At 68.8% G+C, this 16,019-nt stretch carries 16 protein-coding genes; 8 read left to right on the forward strand and 8 right to left on the reverse strand.

Features of this window, described 5'->3' with window-relative positions; translation table 11 throughout:
* Positions 1-36: 36 nt before the first annotated feature.
* Positions 37-699, reverse strand: coding sequence for a hypothetical protein (locus B8W69_RS25135; RefSeq protein WP_342744716.1), 663 nt, complete (start codon positions 697-699; stop codon positions 37-39).
* 469 nt (positions 700-1,168) lie between these two features.
* On the opposite strand from B8W69_RS25135, the gene rpmB reads away from it, so the two are divergent.
* Entirely contained in the window at positions 1,169-1,363 is a 195-nt protein-coding gene (gene rpmB / locus B8W69_RS25140) for a 50S ribosomal protein L28 (RefSeq protein WP_046185726.1), read from the forward strand.
* A 101-nt stretch (positions 1,364-1,464) separates the two neighbouring features.
* On the opposite strand, the gene B8W69_RS25145 is transcribed toward rpmB, so the two are convergent.
* Positions 1,465-2,286, reverse strand: coding sequence for a mycofactocin-coupled SDR family oxidoreductase (locus B8W69_RS25145; protein ID WP_085292424.1), 822 nt, complete (start codon positions 2,284-2,286; stop codon positions 1,465-1,467).
* Positions 2,287-2,288: 2 nt separating this feature from the next.
* A complete protein-coding gene (locus tag B8W69_RS25150; RefSeq protein ID WP_085292460.1) occupies positions 2,289-3,179 on the reverse strand; it encodes an SDR family NAD(P)-dependent oxidoreductase in 891 nt (296 codons plus the stop codon).
* Between the two features lie 95 nt (positions 3,180-3,274).
* Here B8W69_RS25150 and B8W69_RS25155 point away from each other — a divergent pair, with 95 nt between their 5' ends.
* The 4 genes from B8W69_RS25155 to B8W69_RS25170 are packed head-to-tail and all read left to right on the forward strand — an operon-like array spanning position 3,275 to position 6,997.
* Positions 3,275-3,718, forward strand: a complete 444-nt coding sequence (locus B8W69_RS25155) for a nuclear transport factor 2 family protein (protein WP_085292425.1) — start codon at positions 3,275-3,277, stop codon at positions 3,716-3,718.
* 3 nt (positions 3,719-3,721) lie between these two features.
* Positions 3,722-4,927 carry a sulfotransferase family protein gene (locus tag B8W69_RS25160; protein WP_085292426.1) on the forward strand — a complete coding sequence of 402 codons (1,206 nt, stop codon included), beginning with the start codon at positions 3,722-3,724 and terminating at the stop codon, positions 4,925-4,927.
* Positions 4,920-6,164 (forward strand): hypothetical protein, encoded by a 1,245-nt coding sequence (locus tag B8W69_RS25165; RefSeq protein ID WP_085292427.1) that lies wholly within the window; start codon positions 4,920-4,922, stop codon positions 6,162-6,164. The genes B8W69_RS25160 and B8W69_RS25165 overlap by 8 nt, the downstream gene beginning before the upstream one ends.
* 2 nt (positions 6,165-6,166) lie before the next feature.
* Positions 6,167-6,997, forward strand: coding sequence for an oxidoreductase (locus B8W69_RS25170; protein WP_085292428.1), 831 nt, complete (start codon positions 6,167-6,169; stop codon positions 6,995-6,997).
* Between the two features lie 31 nt (positions 6,998-7,028).
* Here B8W69_RS25170 and B8W69_RS25175 read toward each other — a convergent pair whose 3' ends face one another.
* From B8W69_RS25175 to B8W69_RS25185, 3 genes are read right to left on the reverse strand one after another with little or no spacing between them, the layout of a single operon-like run.
* Positions 7,029-7,958 (reverse strand): NADP-dependent oxidoreductase, encoded by a 930-nt coding sequence (locus tag B8W69_RS25175; protein WP_085292462.1) that lies wholly within the window; start codon positions 7,956-7,958, stop codon positions 7,029-7,031.
* A 5-nt stretch (positions 7,959-7,963) separates the two neighbouring features.
* Positions 7,964-8,647, reverse strand: a complete 684-nt coding sequence (locus tag B8W69_RS25180) for a uracil-DNA glycosylase (RefSeq protein ID WP_085292461.1) — start codon at positions 8,645-8,647, stop codon at positions 7,964-7,966.
* 41 nt (positions 8,648-8,688) lie between these two features.
* Positions 8,689-9,642, reverse strand: a complete 954-nt coding sequence (locus B8W69_RS25185; RefSeq protein WP_439330641.1) for a thiamine-phosphate kinase — start codon at positions 9,640-9,642, stop codon at positions 8,689-8,691.
* A gap of 117 nt (positions 9,643-9,759) precedes the next feature.
* Here B8W69_RS25185 and B8W69_RS25190 point away from each other — a divergent pair, with 117 nt between their 5' ends.
* Positions 9,760-10,320 carry a DUF3515 domain-containing protein gene (locus tag B8W69_RS25190; protein ID WP_085292430.1) on the forward strand — a complete coding sequence of 187 codons (561 nt, stop codon included), beginning with the start codon at positions 9,760-9,762 and terminating at the stop codon, positions 10,318-10,320.
* Between the two features lie 283 nt (positions 10,321-10,603).
* On the opposite strand, the gene B8W69_RS25205 is transcribed toward B8W69_RS25190, so the two are convergent.
* Together B8W69_RS25205 and B8W69_RS25210 are read right to left on the reverse strand one after the other, a co-directional pair.
* On the reverse strand, positions 10,604-11,749 hold the full coding sequence (locus B8W69_RS25205; protein WP_085292431.1) for a D-alanine--D-alanine ligase family protein: 1,146 nt from the start codon (positions 11,747-11,749) through the stop codon (positions 10,604-10,606).
* 79 nt (positions 11,750-11,828) lie between these two features.
* Entirely contained in the window at positions 11,829-12,863 is a 1,035-nt protein-coding gene (locus B8W69_RS25210) for an NAD(P)H-dependent glycerol-3-phosphate dehydrogenase (RefSeq protein WP_085292432.1), read from the reverse strand.
* 159 nt (positions 12,864-13,022) lie between these two features.
* Here B8W69_RS25210 and cofC point away from each other — a divergent pair, with 159 nt between their 5' ends.
* Both cofC and B8W69_RS25220 read left to right on the forward strand, forming a co-directional pair.
* On the forward strand, positions 13,023-13,673 hold the full coding sequence (gene cofC / locus B8W69_RS25215) for a 2-phospho-L-lactate guanylyltransferase (protein ID WP_085292433.1): 651 nt from the start codon (positions 13,023-13,025) through the stop codon (positions 13,671-13,673).
* A gap of 88 nt (positions 13,674-13,761) precedes the next feature.
* Positions 13,762-15,951 (forward strand): RNA degradosome polyphosphate kinase, encoded by a 2,190-nt coding sequence (locus B8W69_RS25220; protein ID WP_085292434.1) that lies wholly within the window; start codon positions 13,762-13,764, stop codon positions 15,949-15,951.
* The last annotated feature ends 68 nt before the right edge of the window (positions 15,952-16,019 follow it).

Raw genomic sequence — 16,019 nt, forward strand, 5'->3', positions numbered from 1 at the left:
GCCATTCACCTTCGCAAGGATAAACCGTGGGCGGGCTTAATAGCCCTGTCTGATACCGGGATTGGCCTGCCCCACGAGCATGCGCTGATTGCTGCCGTCGCGGCTCACCCCGTAACGCCTCATCTGATAGTTGATCGACGCGCACGCGGCGGCCACCGGATCCCATGCCGAGTTCGATGTCCCCGCCTGGTGAAAAGCCGCGAAGGTATCGGGCATCAGCTGCCACGGGCCCCGGGTCGCGTGCAGCGGGCCTCCGTCCAGCTGGGAAGGCCCGTAGGCGTTGCTGTCCGACAGGTTGATGGCACCCGAGTGGAACTGAGCCTCGTGATCGGCGATGGTCATCATCCCCTCGATCCAATGGCCGCGGGCCGGCGCGTCGGTAATGCCTATCCGCGTCAGCGCCTCTTCCAGGTAGCCCCGGATCGCATCCGGTCCCTCCGGCCACGCTCCCCGACCGTCGAAACCCACCTGCGACAGCTGAATCGGGCTTTGCACGGCGGCATCCTCGTGCACCGCGGCAGGAAGGCTGACGGGCTGCCACCACAACGCAGTGGCACCGGCTTGGCCGGCCCATGACGCCTTCGGGCCCGGCCCGGCCATACCGGTCGCGCTGATACCCGAGGTGCTACCGATGGCGACGCTGCCCAGCGCCGCCACCACCAGATAAGCCGCCGCGACCCGTCGCAACCGCGATAACAACCGTCGTACGCCCGCCGGACAGCCGCGTCGGTTTTCGACACGGGCGGAACCAGCGGTGTTTTCGGCGCGCGCAACCACTCCGCGCACTCCCCTCAAAGCCTGCCGATATTGCTTCCCAGCCTCATCCGCAGCTCCGCGCGGGCCGGCACCACCGGGAAGAAAACTTCAGCCACGGCCGGCGCGCCGTCCACGCCTGACGCGGGACAACACCGACCATCGGCGGCGACGCCATCCTAGCGGCGGTTTGCCCGAGCAACCCCGATGCGACCGGCAACTGTGATCGACTCCATGTCGACGGCAAGAGGGGTGCCAGCACACAGTCGACCCGCTGACGCCCCGTAATCGCAGGGTCAGCCGGTGGTGACCGTTTTGGTGGTTGCCACCACAGTCGGTATTCTGGTCGAGCCCGGGCGAACCTGGGCTGTCCCGGCCAGATTGCCGGACCCCCGAGATTTGAGGAGCTTGAACAATGGCCGCTGTGTGCGACATCTGCGGGAAAGGCCCCGGCTTCGGTAAGTCGGTGTCGCACTCCCACCGCCGCACCAGCCGCCGGTGGGACCCCAACGTCCAGACCGTGCACGTCGTCACCCGTCCGGGCGGCAACAAGCAGCGCTTGAACGTCTGCACGTCCTGCATCAAGGCCGGCAAGGTCGTCCGCGGCTAGGGGCGATCGCAAGCGCGGCGTAGCCGGGCGCAGCGGGTCGCCGCCATCGGGCTAGGGGCGATCGCAAGCGCGGCGTAGCCGGGCGCAGCGGGTCGCCGCAGCTACATCACGATGTGCCCGGCGTCGACGGGCACCGACACGCCCGTCACATAACGTGCTTTCGGGCCGGCCAGCCACAGCACCGCCTCGGTCACGTCCTGCGGTTCGACCAGCGGCACGTCCGGCAGCAGCATCTGGGAGACGGCAGGATTCGGGTTCTCCAGCATCCGGTTCACGACGAAGTCGTTGAGGATCATCGGCGTCATGACACCGGCCGGGTGGATAGAGTTGACCCGGATCTTGTGCGGCGCATACGCATTGGCGGCCGAACGCATCAAACCCACGACGCCGTGCTTGGAAGCGGCGTAGGCGAACATCGCGGAACTGCCGTCGCCGCCCCGCCCGGTCAGACCCTGCGACGAGCTGATCATCACGATCGAGCCGCCCCGGCCCTTGCGGATGATCGACGGCACCGTCGCGAGCAGCGTGTGCCAGACCCCCTTGAGATTCGTGTCCACGATCGAGTTGAACACCGGCTCGGAATGGGCGTCGGTGTCACCGATCGCGACCACCCCCGCGTTGGCGATGACGATGTCCACCTCTCCGATGGCGTCGATCGCGCCCTGCACCCCGGCCTCCAGCTGTGCCAGGTCGCGGACGTCGGCGACGACGGGCACGGCCTTGCGCCCGGCGGCTTCGACCAGCCGTACGGTCTCCTCGAGATCGGCCTTGGTTCCCAACGAGTACGGGATCGCCTCGAGATCGGCGCAGATGTCGACGGCGATGATGTCGGCGCCCTGCTCGGCCAACGCCACGGCGTGGCTGCGGCCCTGGCCACGCGCGGCGCCGGTGATCACGGCAACCGTGTTGTCGAATTCACCCATGACTACACCTCCAGTGTCGTGCCGGTCTCGCGCTCGGCGAAGGCCACCAAGCGCCCGGCGGTGTCGTAATCGCACGCCAGCGCCGTGCGGCCGATGAGCACCGGCCCGCCGCGCAGCCCGAACCTGCCGCTGACCCCGACGTAGCTGCCCGGCGGAATCGGCTCGCTGATGCAGTAGAGCGTGGGCGCCGCACCTTCGTCGATGTCGTTGGCCAACCGGTCGGCCACCGCCTTGACCCCCTTGTGGGCCAGCGACATCAGCGGCGAGTCGCCCAGGTTCGACAAGTTGGAGGCAACCCAGCCCGGGTGGGTGAGCTGCGTGACGATCGGCGATCCGGCCGCGCGCAGCCTGCGATCCAGCTCCAGCCCCCACAGCATGACCGCGAGCTTCGACTGCGCGTACGCGCCCAGCCGCGTCCACTTGTGCTGACGCAGGTGCAAGTCGTCGAGCCGCAGCGTCGCCGACCGGTGCGCGTCGGAGCCGACGTTGATGATCTGCGAGCGCACCCTTCCCAGTAGCAGATTGGTCAGGGCGAAGGGCCCGAGCAGGTTGGTGCCCAGCGTCATCTCGAAGCCGTCGACGGTCTCGGTGCGCCGGTCGGTCAGGGCCCCCGCGTTGTTGATCAGGATGTCCACCGGCTCGTCGATCAGGCCCGCGAACGCGCGCACCGACGACAGGTCGGCGAGGTCGAGCTTGACCACGGCGGTCGAACCGCCGATTTCCGTCGCGCGTTGCTCGCCGAGTTGGGTGTTGCGGACGGCCAGGATCACGTGCGCACCGGCTTTGGCGAGCGCACGCGCGGTGCCGAGCCCGACGCCGTTGGTCGCTCCGGTCACGATCACGCGTTTGCCGGTGAGGTTGCCCAGCCGGCTCGGCGTCCACGGTAAGGTCACGGCGATCAAGAGTAATGGTCGGTTCTATGTAAGTTGGACCGGTTCTGCCAACATTGTTGCGGAACAGAGCGGAAGACTCCCGAGGCGGTTGGACAATGAGTGACAGCGCCACCGAGATCACCAACCTCATCTACACCTATGCGCAGCTTCTCGACGGCGGCGACCTGGACGGCGTGGCCCGGCTCTTCGAGCACGGCCGCATCTGTGGGGTGGAGGACGGCCCACCAGAGACGGTGTTCGCGGGTTCCACCCGGGTGCGGGAGATGTATGACATGGCCACCCGGATCTACGAAGACGGCACCCCGAAGACCAAACACAACACGACCAACGTGCAGCTCTACATCGACGAGGGGGCCGGGACCGCGCGGAGCACCTCGTATTACTGCGTCACGCAGGCCACCCCGGAGCTGCCGCTGCAGGTCATCGTGACCGGGCATTACAAGGACACGTTTCACCGCGTGGACGGAGCCTGGCGCTTCGACAGCCGCACCATGTTCGTCGACCAGGTCGGCGACGTCAGCCAGCATCTGAAGTTCTGACCCGTGGCATGCGCGAGCGCGTCCGACGGCCCGTTCGACCCGGCCGCCGTGCTGGCCGATGCGCAACGCAAGGAAGGCCTCACCGATTGGGGCCCCGGCGAATTCGAGGGCCCGCTGGCCGTGTTGCTGGCCGACTATGCCCGCGCCGACCTCAACGCCATCGGCGTGCACATCCTGCGCTCGGGCCTCGTGCACAGCCTGAGGATGCGGCTGCGCACGCAGGAGTGGATCCGCCGGCATCCGGAGATCCTCGACGAGCGGGTGGCCGCGCCGGTCGTCGTCGTCGGGATGATGCGCAGCGGCACCACGCTGCTGCAGCGGCTGCTGGCCGCCGATCCGCGCTTCGTCTGCGCGTACGGCTGGGAAGTCGTCGAGGCCGCGCCGCGGCTGGACCATCGGTTCACCGAGGCCGCCGATCCACGGATCGCGATCAGCGAAGCGCGCGAAGCGAAGTCACGCGAACTGGCGCCCGAATTGTTCTCCATCCACCCGATGTACGCGCGGGAGGCCGAGGAGGAAATCGTCTTTCTGGCCGATGCGTTCCTGTCGCACGTCCCGGAATCGGGCGCGCACCTGCCCAATTACCGGTCCTGGCTCGACGAGCAGGACTTCTCCCCCGCCTACGACTATCTGCACCGCATGCTGCAGTTCCTGCAGTGGCAGAAACGTCAGCGCGGTGTGCAGGGCCGGCGCTGGGTGCTCAAATCGCCTGCACACCTTGGGTACCTGGATCTCCTGCGGGCGCAGTTTCCCGACCTGCACATCGTGCACATGCATCGTGACCCGCGTACCACGATCGCCTCGGGGGCCAGCCTCAACGCGACCCTGCACGCGATGCACGCCGATATCGTCGACGCGGACCGGGTCGGTGCGCAATGGCTGCAGCGGATGGGCTGGACCAATGATCGGGCGATGACGACCCGCGCCGGCTGGACCGATGAGGGTGCCGTGGTCACCGACGTCGGATTCGACGAGGCGGTGGCCGACCCGATCGGTCAGGTGGCCCGCGTCTACGACGCCATCAAGCTGGCGCTGACGGCAGACGCCGAGGAGGCGATGCGGCGCTGGCTGGCGCACCGCCCCCGGGAGCTGCCGCGCCCGCCCTACGGGCTGGAGAACTACGGACTACGTCCCGAGCAGGTCGCCGAGCGGTTCACGTTGTACAGCAAGCGTTTTGGACAGCACATCGGAGGAACAGCGCATGCGTGATGACCCGGTCGCGACGGCTTCCCAGCACGAACAGGAGCTGGCGGCCCTCGACCTGATCGAGCACCCCACCGTCAAGGCCGCCTACCGAAGCGTCGCCGAGACCTGGCTGGGCCGGGCCAAGGCGTCGGACGCGATGCGCGAACGGTTCGACGACGCGTTCGCCGAGGTGATGTTCTCGGCGGCGATGTGGTCGTCCAATCAGGACAAGCTGCGGCCGAAGGTCAGCTGCATCACCCGGCTCGCGCACCCGGTGGACGGGCGCCGCATCCCCGGATCACGTTGGGGCATCGACAATCCCGACAGCGTGTACCGGGTGATCCCGATCTCGGGCGACGAGCGCTATGAGATCCACGGCAGGGTCGGCGAACACCGGATGACCGAGAACTACTTTACGCTGTGGGACGCGCACATGGGCACCGTCGCCGTGCTCAACGGCCGCACGATGCTCGTCGACTCCGACGGCGGCTACACCATCACGGTCGACGCCAACCCTGCCAACGGCCGGCCCAACCACGTGCAGACCACGGCGGAAGCCCACGAGTTCTACATCCGCGACGTGCTGCTGGACTGGGGCCGCGACGACCCCAATCATATTGAGGTGCAACGGCTTGGCGGCCCGCCGGCAACTCCGGCGCGCACACTCGATGAGCAGGCCGAGGCCACCGCGGCGATGATGGACTACTTCGCGAACTTCACCGGCAAGCTCAGCCACGGCGTCTACAAAATGCCGGCCAACCACTTCAACCTGGCCTGGTCGGCCGACAAGGTCGGCGCGATGCGCAACCAGGTCTACGTCATGGGCCGGTTCGACCTCGCCCCCGACGAGGCGTTCGTCGTCGACCTGAACGACGGTGGCGCCGAGTACTTCACGGTGCCGCTGAGCAACATCTGGGGCACCACGCTCGATCTCGTCGACCGCTCCGGCAGCCTCAACAAGGCGCAGTCGGTGCCCAACGAGGACGGCTCGTACACCTATGTGATCTCACCCGTCGATCCCGGCGTGGCGAACTGGATCGACTCCGACGGACTGCGGGAGGCCATTTTGACGCTCCGCATGGCGGAGTTCGGCGAGGGCGGTCCGCTGGAAAACCTTGGGGCGCGCGGGCGGGTGATCAAGCTGGACCGGCTCGACGCCGAGGTGCCGCACCTGCCTCGGGTCGACCAGCAACAGCGGGCAACGGAACTGGCCGAGCGTCGCGAAGCCTATCTGCGCCGCCTGCCGGAAGGGACGATCTGACGATGGCGCGCTGGCTGATCACGGGATGCTCCACCGGCTTCGGTCGCGAGATCGCGCGCGCCGCGCTGCAAGCCGGCCACAGCGTGGTGGTGACCGCGCGGCGGGCCGAGGCGGTGCAGGACATCGCCGACGAGTTCGGGGATCGGGCCGTGGCGGTGGCCCTCGACGTGACCGACGCCGCCCAGATCACCGCGGCCGTGTCGGTGGCCGACGAGGCGTTCGGCGGAATCGACATCCTGGTCAACAACGCCGGCCACGGCTACCTGTCCTCGGTCGAAGAGGGCGAGGACGCCGAGGTCCGAAAGCTGTTCGACGTCAACTACTTCGGTGCCGTCGATATGATCAAGGCGGTGCTGCCGGCGATGCGCGCCCGCGGGTCGGGGCACATCATCAACATCTCCTCGATGACCGGTCTGGTGGCCAACCCGCCCAACGCCTACTACTCGTCGACCAAGTTCGCGCTGGAGGCGGTGACCGAGGCGCTGGCCGCCGAGGTGCGCCCGCTGGGCATCAAGGTGACCGCGATCGAGCCGGGCGCGTTCCGCACCGACTGGGCGACGCGGTCGATGAAGGAATCCGGGCGCCCGATCTCCGACTACGCCGACGTCGCCGCGCGCAAGGACCTGATCAAGCAGTTCGCCGATCACCTGCCCGGCGACCCGAAGAAGGTGGCCGACGCGGTGCTCATGGTGACCACGCTCGACGAGCCGCCACTGCGGCTGCTGCTGGGCCGTGACGTGCTGAAGGCCATGCGGGACAAGATCACTGCGATGTCGGCGTCGATCGAGGAGTGGAAGGCCGTCACGAAGGACGTCAATTTCGCGGACTCATGACGCCACTTGCCGCCCGACTATGGGGCGGCTGTCAGTCCCGCACGATGAGGACCGTCTTGCCGGCGCGCGTGCCGATGTCGCGGCTTTCATACGCTTCCCGGCCGTCGTCGAGGCCGAACGTCTGGGCGATCGCGACGTGCAGCCGGTCGCTGTCCACCAGCGCGGCGAGTTCGTCGAGCTGATCGCGATTCGGCGTGACGATGAAGAAGGTTGCGGTGAAGCCGAACTCGTCGGCCCTGCCGGCCGGAGGCGGCGCCGGCAAGGTGACCAACCGCCCGCCGCGGCGCAGCACGCCGAACAACCGCTCCAGCGTCTGGCCGCCGACCGTGTCGATGACGGCGTCGTAACCGGCGCCGGGTTCGTCGAATGCCTCGGTGCGCACGTCGATCACGCGCTGCGCGCCGCACCCGCGCAGGAGATTGGCGGTGTCGCTGCGCACGGTCGCGGTGACCCGGGCGCCCAGCATCGCGGCCAACTGAACCGTCAACAGCCCCACTCCCCCGGCGCCTCCGGTCACCAGGACGGTCTCTCCCGGTTGCACCGCGGCGTGGTCGACCAACGCCTGCAGGGCGGTCAGGCCGGCCAGCGGCAGCGCGGCGGCGACGGCGTGCGACACCGTCGACGGCTTGGTGGCCAGGTCGGCCGCGGGTACCGCGACGAAATCGGCCGCGGCACCGTCGCGGTCGAATCCGATCAACCCGTACACCTCGGCGCCGGGCTCGAAATCCGTGACGTCGGCGGCAACCGCCTTGACGACGCCCGACACCTCGTGTGACGGGATCACCGGGATGCGGCTGGCCCCGTCGCGGATCCAGGTCTCGTCCCACGTCAGCTCGTCGAAGGTGATCCCGGCCGCGTGCACGGCCACCAAGACCTCGCCCGCTGCCGGCACCGGGATCGGCGCCCGTTCGAGCACCAGCTGCTCCGGGCCACCCCGCCGGTGCGCCCGCAGCGCGGTCATCTCGCTCACGGCAGAAGCCAATCGATCGGGTCGGCGCCCATCCCGGCCAGCAGGTCGTTGGCGCGGCTGAACGGGCGCGAACCGAAGAACCCGCGCGACGCCGACAGCGGTGACGGATGCGGCGACTCGATGGCTACGCAATTTCCTTGGGCGAGAATCGGTTTGAGTGTCGATGCGTCGCGACCCCACAGGATCGCCACCAGCGGACGCGACCGCTCCGTCAGCGCCCGGATGGCGCATTCGGTCACCGCCTCCCACCCCTTGCCGCGGTGCGAGGCGGGATTACTGGGGCGCACCGTCAGCACCCTGTTCAGCAGCAGCACGCCGCGCTGCGCCCAGGGTGTCAGGTCACCGCACGAGGGTGGCGGATGGCCCAGGTCCGCGGTGTACTCCTGAAAGATGTTGGCCAGACTGCGCGGCAGCGGCCGCACCTCGGGCGCCACCGAAAAGCTCAGCCCCACAGCGTGTCCGGGCGTCGGATACGGGTCCTGCCCGACAATCAACACCCTCACATCGTCGAAGGGATAGGTGAAGGCGCGCAACACATTCGGCCCCGCCGGCAGATACCTGCGCCCGGCCGCGATCTCGGCCCGCAGGAATTGCCCCATCTCGGCCACCTGGTCGGACACCGGCTTCAGCGCACTCGCCCAGCCAGGCTCGACCAGTTCACCCAACGGACGCGCGGTCATCATCGGCTCTTCGCGATCGCGTAAACGGTCACCGCGTCACCCTAATACGACTGCCAGCCGGCGTAGCCGCTCCACTCCTGATCGTCGACCAGCACCCGGGCCGGCCCGTGGAGCACCCGCCCGATGATGCGCCATCCGGCCGGCGCCGGACCGGCGAAACACGCCACCAGCGCGTGGTCCTCCCCACCGCCCAGCACCCAATGCCAGGGATCGGCGCCGACAGCGGCCGCGGCGGCGGAAAGCGCGTCGCGGTCCCCTGCCAGCGCCGCCGTGGACAGATCCATGCCCACCCCCGACGCCTCGGCGACATGACGCAGGTCGGCGATCAGGCCGTCGGAGATGTCGATCATCGCCTGCGCGCCGCCGGCCGCGGCCACCGCTCCCTGACCGTAGGGCGGCCGCGGCACCGCATGCCGGCGCCGCAGCTCATCGAAGCCGTCAATGCCGTTGCCCCACAGGTCGAATCCCGCGGCCGAGCGGCCCAGCTCCCCGGCAACGGCGATCAGCCCACCCGGCTTCGCGCCCGAGCGCCGCACCGGCGCACGCCCCTCCGGGTCGCCCAGCACCGTGACCGAGATGACCCACTGCGGGCAGTGGACCAGGTCACCGCCGGCGATCCCGGCACCGATCCGCCGCGCCTCGTCCCACATCCCGTCGACCAGGGCGTCCACCTTCGCCGCGGGCGTGTCCCCGGGCGCGCCGAACGCGACCACGAAGGCCGTCGGCCGCCCGCCCATCGCCTCGATATCCGCGGCGTTCTGCGCGATCGCCTTGCGCCCGATGTCGTGCGGCGTCGACCAGTCCAGCCGGAAGTGCCGATCCTGCACCAGCATGTCGGTCGACACCAGGACGCGGCCGTCACGCGACGACACCACCGCTGCATCGTCCCCCGGCCCGAGCTCGACCGCGGCGGGCTGCTCGCGACCCCGCACCAGGCGATCGATCACGGCGAACTCACCGAGTTGCTGCAGCGACTCGCCCGATTCGTCTTGCACGCCACCCACGATAGGGCTCGAACCCGGGGGCTACGCGGACCCGTTTCGGCCCGAGAATAAATTGGCACCCGGGTAAACGAAGGCGATAGTGGTTAGCGGGACAAGGAGGTACGGGCGGTGGCAGCCGAATCGGACGCCGATGCCGGGCCGCCGCGCGCGCTGATCATCGCCGCGATCGCGCTGGCCGTCGCGACGATCGGCGTGATCCTGGGCATCGCGGCCACCCGCGAGGCACCCCCGCGTTCGGTGGCCGTTCCCGCGGTCCCGGCGCCGCAGGCCGACGGCTCCGCGTGCCGGGCGCTGATGGGCGCGCTGCCGCAGCGGCTCGGGGATTACCAGCGCGCACCCCTCGAGCAGCCGGCCCCCCGGGGCGCCGCCGCCTGGCGCAGCGGACCGGACAGTGACCCGGTGGTGCTGCGCTGCGGGCTGGACCGCCCGGCCGAGTTCGTCCTCGGCTCCCCGATCCAGGTCGTCGACCGGGTGCAGTGGTTCCAGGTGCGTGCCGAACAGCAGTCCGCCGGGGACGCGGGCAGATCCACCTGGTACGCGGTGGACCGCGGAACCTATGTGGCGCTCACGCTGCCGACCGGGTCGGGCCCGACGCCGATCCAGCGGCTATCCGAGGTGATCGACCACAGCATCCCGGCGGCACCCATCGACCCGGGCCAGCCGCGTTAGCAGCGCTGGGTACAGGTGGCGACCCGCCGCGCCCGGCTACGCCGCGCTTGCGATCGCCACTAGCTCCAATGGTGGCGACCCGCCGCGCCCGGCTACGCCGCGCTTGCGATCGCCACTAGCTCCAATGGTGGCGACCCGCCGCGCCCGGCTGCGCCGCGCTTGCGATCGCCACTAGCTCCAATGGTGGCGACCCGCCGCGCCCGGCTACGCCGCGCTTGCGATCGCCACTAGCTCCAATGGTGGCGACCCGCCGCGCCCGGCTGCGCCGCGCTTGCGATCGCCACTAGCGCAGGCCGACGCCGCGGGCCCGCGCGGTCTCGACCATCGTCGCCAGCAGGGTCGCGTAATCCACGCCGCTGGCCGCCCACATCCGCGGGTACATCGAGATCGTGGTGAATCCCGGCATGGTGTTGATCTCGTTGAGCACCGGGCCGTCTTCGGTGAGGAAGAAGTCCACCCGGGCCAGCCCCTGGCAGTCGATGGCCCGGAACGCCCGGACCGCCAATCGGCGTACGGTGTCGGCGATTTCGTCGTCCACCTTGGCGGGCACATCCAATTCGGCCGCGTCGTCGAGGTATTTGGTGGAGAAGTCGTAGAACGAATCCTCGCGACCGCGCACCCCGGCCACCCGGATCTCGCCCAGCGTGCTGGCTTCGACTGTGCCGTCTGGCATTTCGAGCACACCGCATTCCAGCTCACGGCCGACGATCGCCGCCTCGACAATAACTTTGGGGTCGTGGCGGCGGGCTGCGGCGACCGCGCCGTCGAGCTGATCCCAGCTCGATACCCGGCTCACACCGATCGAGGAGCCGCCCCGCGCGGGTTTGACGAACACCGGCAGACCCAGCCGCTCGCACTCCTCGGGGCGCAGCCTGGAACGCGACGGGCGCAGCACCGCGTAGTCGCCGACCGGCAATCCTTCGGCGGTGAAAAGCTTCTTGGTGAACTCCTTGTCCATGCCGGCGGCGCTGGCCAGCACGCCGGCCCCCACATACGGCACACCGGCGAGTTCCAGCAGACCCTGAATGGTGCCGTCCTCGCCGTAGGGACCGTGCAGCACCGGAAAGACCACGTCGACCGACGCCAGCACCTCACTGGCGCCCTGTACCAGCGACACCAGCTGGCCGCTGCGCCGGGGATCGGCCGGCAGCGCCAATTCGGTGCCTGATTCGGCGGTCACCTCGGGCAGTTGGCGGTTGGTGATCGCCAGCGCGGCGGGGTCGCCGTCGGTGAGCACCCACGAACCTTGCGGGGTGATGCCGATCGCGACCACGTCGAACCGCTCCGGGTCCAGGTTGCGCAGAATGCTGCCCGCCGAGACGCACGAGATGGCGTGTTCGTTGCTGCGCCCGCCGAAAACGACGGCGACGCGTACCCGATCGCCACCCCGAGCGCTGGGGTGCGGCGTCGACCGCTCGCTGGCATTCACAATCTCAAGAGGCTACCGGGTGGCAGCCGAACCGGTCGGGTGGCGGGCGTTTGCCTGGCCTTTCCAACTTCGGCGTCGGTTATTCGGGCTTGGTGCTGCGGCCCAGGAGCAGGGCCATCGCCTCGTCGACCGACAGCCCTTTGTGGCACACGCGGTGCACGGCGTCGGTGAGGGGCATCTCGACGTCGTAACTGGCGGCCAGCGCCAGCACCGACTCGCACGAGGTCACGCCCTCGACGACGTGCCCGTCACCGCCGTCGGGAGTGCCCCCCAGCAGCGACTGGATGGTCGCTCCCCGGCCGAGCCGTTCGCCCAGGGAGCGGTTGCGCGAACGCGGTGAGCTGCAGGTCGCCACCAGGTCGCCCACGCCGGCCAGCCCGGCCAGCGTCGCGCCCTTGGCGCCGAGCGCAATGCCCAGCCGCATGATCTCGGCCAGGCCGCGGGTGATGATCGCCGCCGTGGTGTTCTCGCCTAGCCCGACGCCGACGGCCATCCCGCACGCGAGGGCGATGACGTTCTTGCAGGCCCCGCCGATCTCGGTGCCGACCACGTCGCTGTTGGTGTACGGGCGGAAGTATCCGCTGTTCAGCATGCGCTGCAGGGCGACCGCCCGGCCCGAGTCGCTGCACGCGATGACGGTAGCGGCGGGCTGGGATGCGGCGATCTCGCTGGCCAGGTTCGGCCCCGAGATCACCGCGACCTGGGACGGGTCGACGCCGGTGACCGAGACGATGACCTGGCTCATCCGCATCAGCGTGCCCAGCTCAATGCCCTTGGCCAGGCTGACCAGGGTCGCGCCCTGGCGAATCAGCGGCGCCCAGCGCTCGAGGTTGCCGCGCATCGTCTGCGCCGGCACGCCCAGCAACACCGTCGAGGCGTCGCGCAGCGCTTCGGCGGCGTCGGCGGTGGCGCGGATGCCCGGCGGCAACTCCGTGCCGGGCAGGTAGTCGGGGTTGCACCGGGTGGAATTGATCTGCTCGGCGAGCTCGGGCCTGCGGGTCCACAGCATGACCCTGGCCTCCGGTCCCCCGGCTTCGACCAGCACCTTGGCCAACGCCGTTCCCCACGCCCCGGCACCCATGACCGCGACGGCACCCGATGATGCGTTGGTCATGTACCACCCCCTGTCCGTGGTCGGTGTTGCTCACGCGGCACGCGCAGCCGCTACACCCTAGATCAGCGACGGACCGGGCGTCACGCGAGTCAGCGTGTCCCGCGCGATCCCGCTGGCTCGCGAGCGATCCGCGGCGCGGCGCTGGCAGGATGACATCTCATGAGCGGCATACCGGCCAACGGCGCTGGCGACGTGGCGTTGATCATCGCCGTCAAGAGGTTGGCCGCGGCCAAGACCAGGCTGGCGCCGGTCTTCTCGGCGCGCACCCGGGAAAGCGTGGTGCTCGCCATGTTGATCGACACGCTGACCGCCGCAGGACGGGTCCGATCGCTGGGCTCGATCACCGTGATCACGCCCGACGACGCCGCGGCGGCCGCGGCCACCGAGCTGGGCGCTGACGTGCTCGCCGACCCGACGCCCGAGGGTCACCCCGATCCGCTGAACAACGCCATCACCACCGCGGAGCGCGCGGTGGGCAGATCATTCGCCAATGTCGTTGCGCTGCAAGGGGATTTACCGGCGCTGCAGACTCAGGAACTGAACGAGGCGATCGCCGCCGCGCGCCAGCACCGGCGTAGCTTCGTCGCCGACCGGCTGGCGACGGGCACCGCCGCCCTGTTTGCGTTCGGCAGTCCGCTCGACCCCCGGTTCGGGTCCGATTCCTCGGCGCGGCACCGCAGTTCGGGCGCGATCGAGCTCACCGGCGCCTGGCCCGGCCTGCGGTGCGACGTCGACACTCCCACCGACCTCGCCGCCGCCCGCCGCCTCGGGGTGGGGGCTGCGACCGCCCGGGCCATCGCACCGCACTGATTTCGCTCACCCTGGACAAATCTGTCCGATGGGTTAACGTCGTCCCAACGGCGAATGGATGTCCCTCGAGCGCTAGCAGCATCCGCGCGTGATGAGCAATGATCGCAGGGTGACTGAAATCGAAGCTGAGGCGCGACCCGACGAGAATTTGTGGCGTTCAGGCGACTCGGCCGTGGCGGCACCACCGGCTGCGACCCAGGCCGCGCTGACCGATCTGCCGGACGATCGTTACCTCAACCGCGAACTGAGCTGGCTGGACTTCAACGCTCGCGTGCTGGCGCTGGCCGACGACAACTCGTTGCCGCTGCTGGAACGCGCCAAGTTCCTGGCAATCTTCGCCTCCAATCTCGACGAGTTCTATATGGTGCGCGTCGCCGGCCTCAAGCGCCGGGACGAGATGGGGCTGTCGGTTCGCTCCGCCGACGGTTTGACGCCGCGCAAGCAGCTCGCCCTCATCGGGGAACAGACTCAGCGGATCGCGACCCGGCATGCGCGGGTGTTCCTCGATTCGGTGCGGCCGGCGCTCGCCGAGGAAGGTATCCACATCGTGACGTGGGCCGACCTCGATCAGGCCGAGCGCGACGAATTGTCGTCCTATTTCACCGAACAGGTCTTCCCCGTCCTGACACCGCTGGCCGTCGATCCCGCGCACCCGTTCCCGTTCGTCAGCGGGCTGAGCCTGAACCTGGCGGTCATGGTGCGCCAGCCTGAGGACGGCGGGCAGCACTTCGCGCGAGTCAAGGTGCCCAACAACGTCGATCGCTTCGTCGAACTCCCCGCCATCAACAGCGCTGACGGCTCGGGGCGGACCGTCGTCCGGTACTTGCCCATGGAAGAGCTGATCGCCGCCTTCCTTCCTCTTCTGTTCCCGGGCATGGAAATCGTGGAGCATCACGCTTTCCGCATCACCCGCAACGCCGACATGGAGGTCGAAGAAGACCGCGACGAGGATCTGTTGCAGGCGCTGGAACGGGAATTGGCGCGCCGGCGGTTCGGCCCGCCGGTGCGACTCGAGATCGCCGACGACATGACCGAAGGCATGCTGGAATTGCTGCTGCGCGAACTCGACGTGCATCCCGGTGACGTCATCGAAGTGCCGGGCCTGCTCGACCTTTCGTCGCTGTGGCAGATCTACGGCCTGGACCGGCCGGCGCTCAAGGACCCGGCGTTCGTGCCGGACACCCACCCCGCCTTCGCCGACCGCGAATCTCCCAAGAGCATCTTCGCGACGCTGCGCGAGGGCGACGTCTTGGTGCACCACCCGTACGACTCCTTCTCCACCAGCGTGCAGCGCTTCATCCAGCAGGCCGCCGCGGACCCCAACGTGCTCGCGATCAAACAAACGCTGTACCGCACCTCCGGTGATTCGCCGATCGTGCGGGCGCTGATCGAAGCGGCCGAGGCCGGAAAGCAGGCCGTGGCACTCGTCGAGATCAAGGCGCGATTCGACGAGCAGGCCAACATCCGTTGGGCGCGCGCACTCGAGCAGGCGGGCGTGCATGTGGTCTACGGGCTCGTCGGTCTCAAGACGCACTGCAAGACCTGCTTGGTGGTGCGCCGCGAGGGTTCAGCGATCCGGCGCTACTGCCACATCGGAACCGGCAACTACAACAGCAAGACCGCACGCCTGTATGAGGATGTCGGCCTGCTGACGGCGAACCCCGACATCGGCGCGGACCTCACCGATTTGTTCAATTCGCTTACCGGCTATTCGCGTAAGGTCTCCTACCGCAATCTGCTGGTGGCGCCGCACGGAATTCGCGCCGGCATCATCGAACGCGTCGAACGCGAGATCGAAGCGCACCGCGAACGCGGCAACGGGCGCATCCGCCTGAAGATGAATGCGCTTGTCGACGAGCAGGTGATCGACGCGCTGTATCGGGCGTCGCAGGCGGGCGTCCGGGTCGAGGTCGTGGTGCGCGGCATCTGCGCGCTGCGCCCGGGCGCCGAGGGTTTCTCCGAAAACATTTTCGTCCGCTCCATTCTCGGCCGCTTCCTGGAGCACTCGCGGATCATCCATTTCCGCAACATCAACGAGTTCTGGATCGGCAGCGCGGACATGATGCACCGCAATCTCGATCGGCGCGTGGAGGTGCTGGCTCAGGTCAAGGACCCCAGGCTCACCGCGCAGCTCGATGAATTGTTCGAATCCGCACTGGATCCGTCGACCCGGTGCTGGGAACTGGGGCCCGACGGGCAGTGGACCCCATCGCCACAAGAGGGCCATACCGTGCGTGACCACCAAGTATCCTTGATGGAGCGGCATCGCAGTCCTTAGCTCTGTGCGGTGACTTCCGGTTGTTTCTGCGGGCCGACCGTGGTCAAGCGTGCGGCTCTGAGGTGAAT

The organism is Mycolicibacterium vulneris (assembly GCF_002104765.1).
Taxonomy (GTDB): Bacteria; Actinomycetota; Actinomycetes; order Mycobacteriales; family Mycobacteriaceae; genus Mycobacterium; species Mycobacterium vulneris.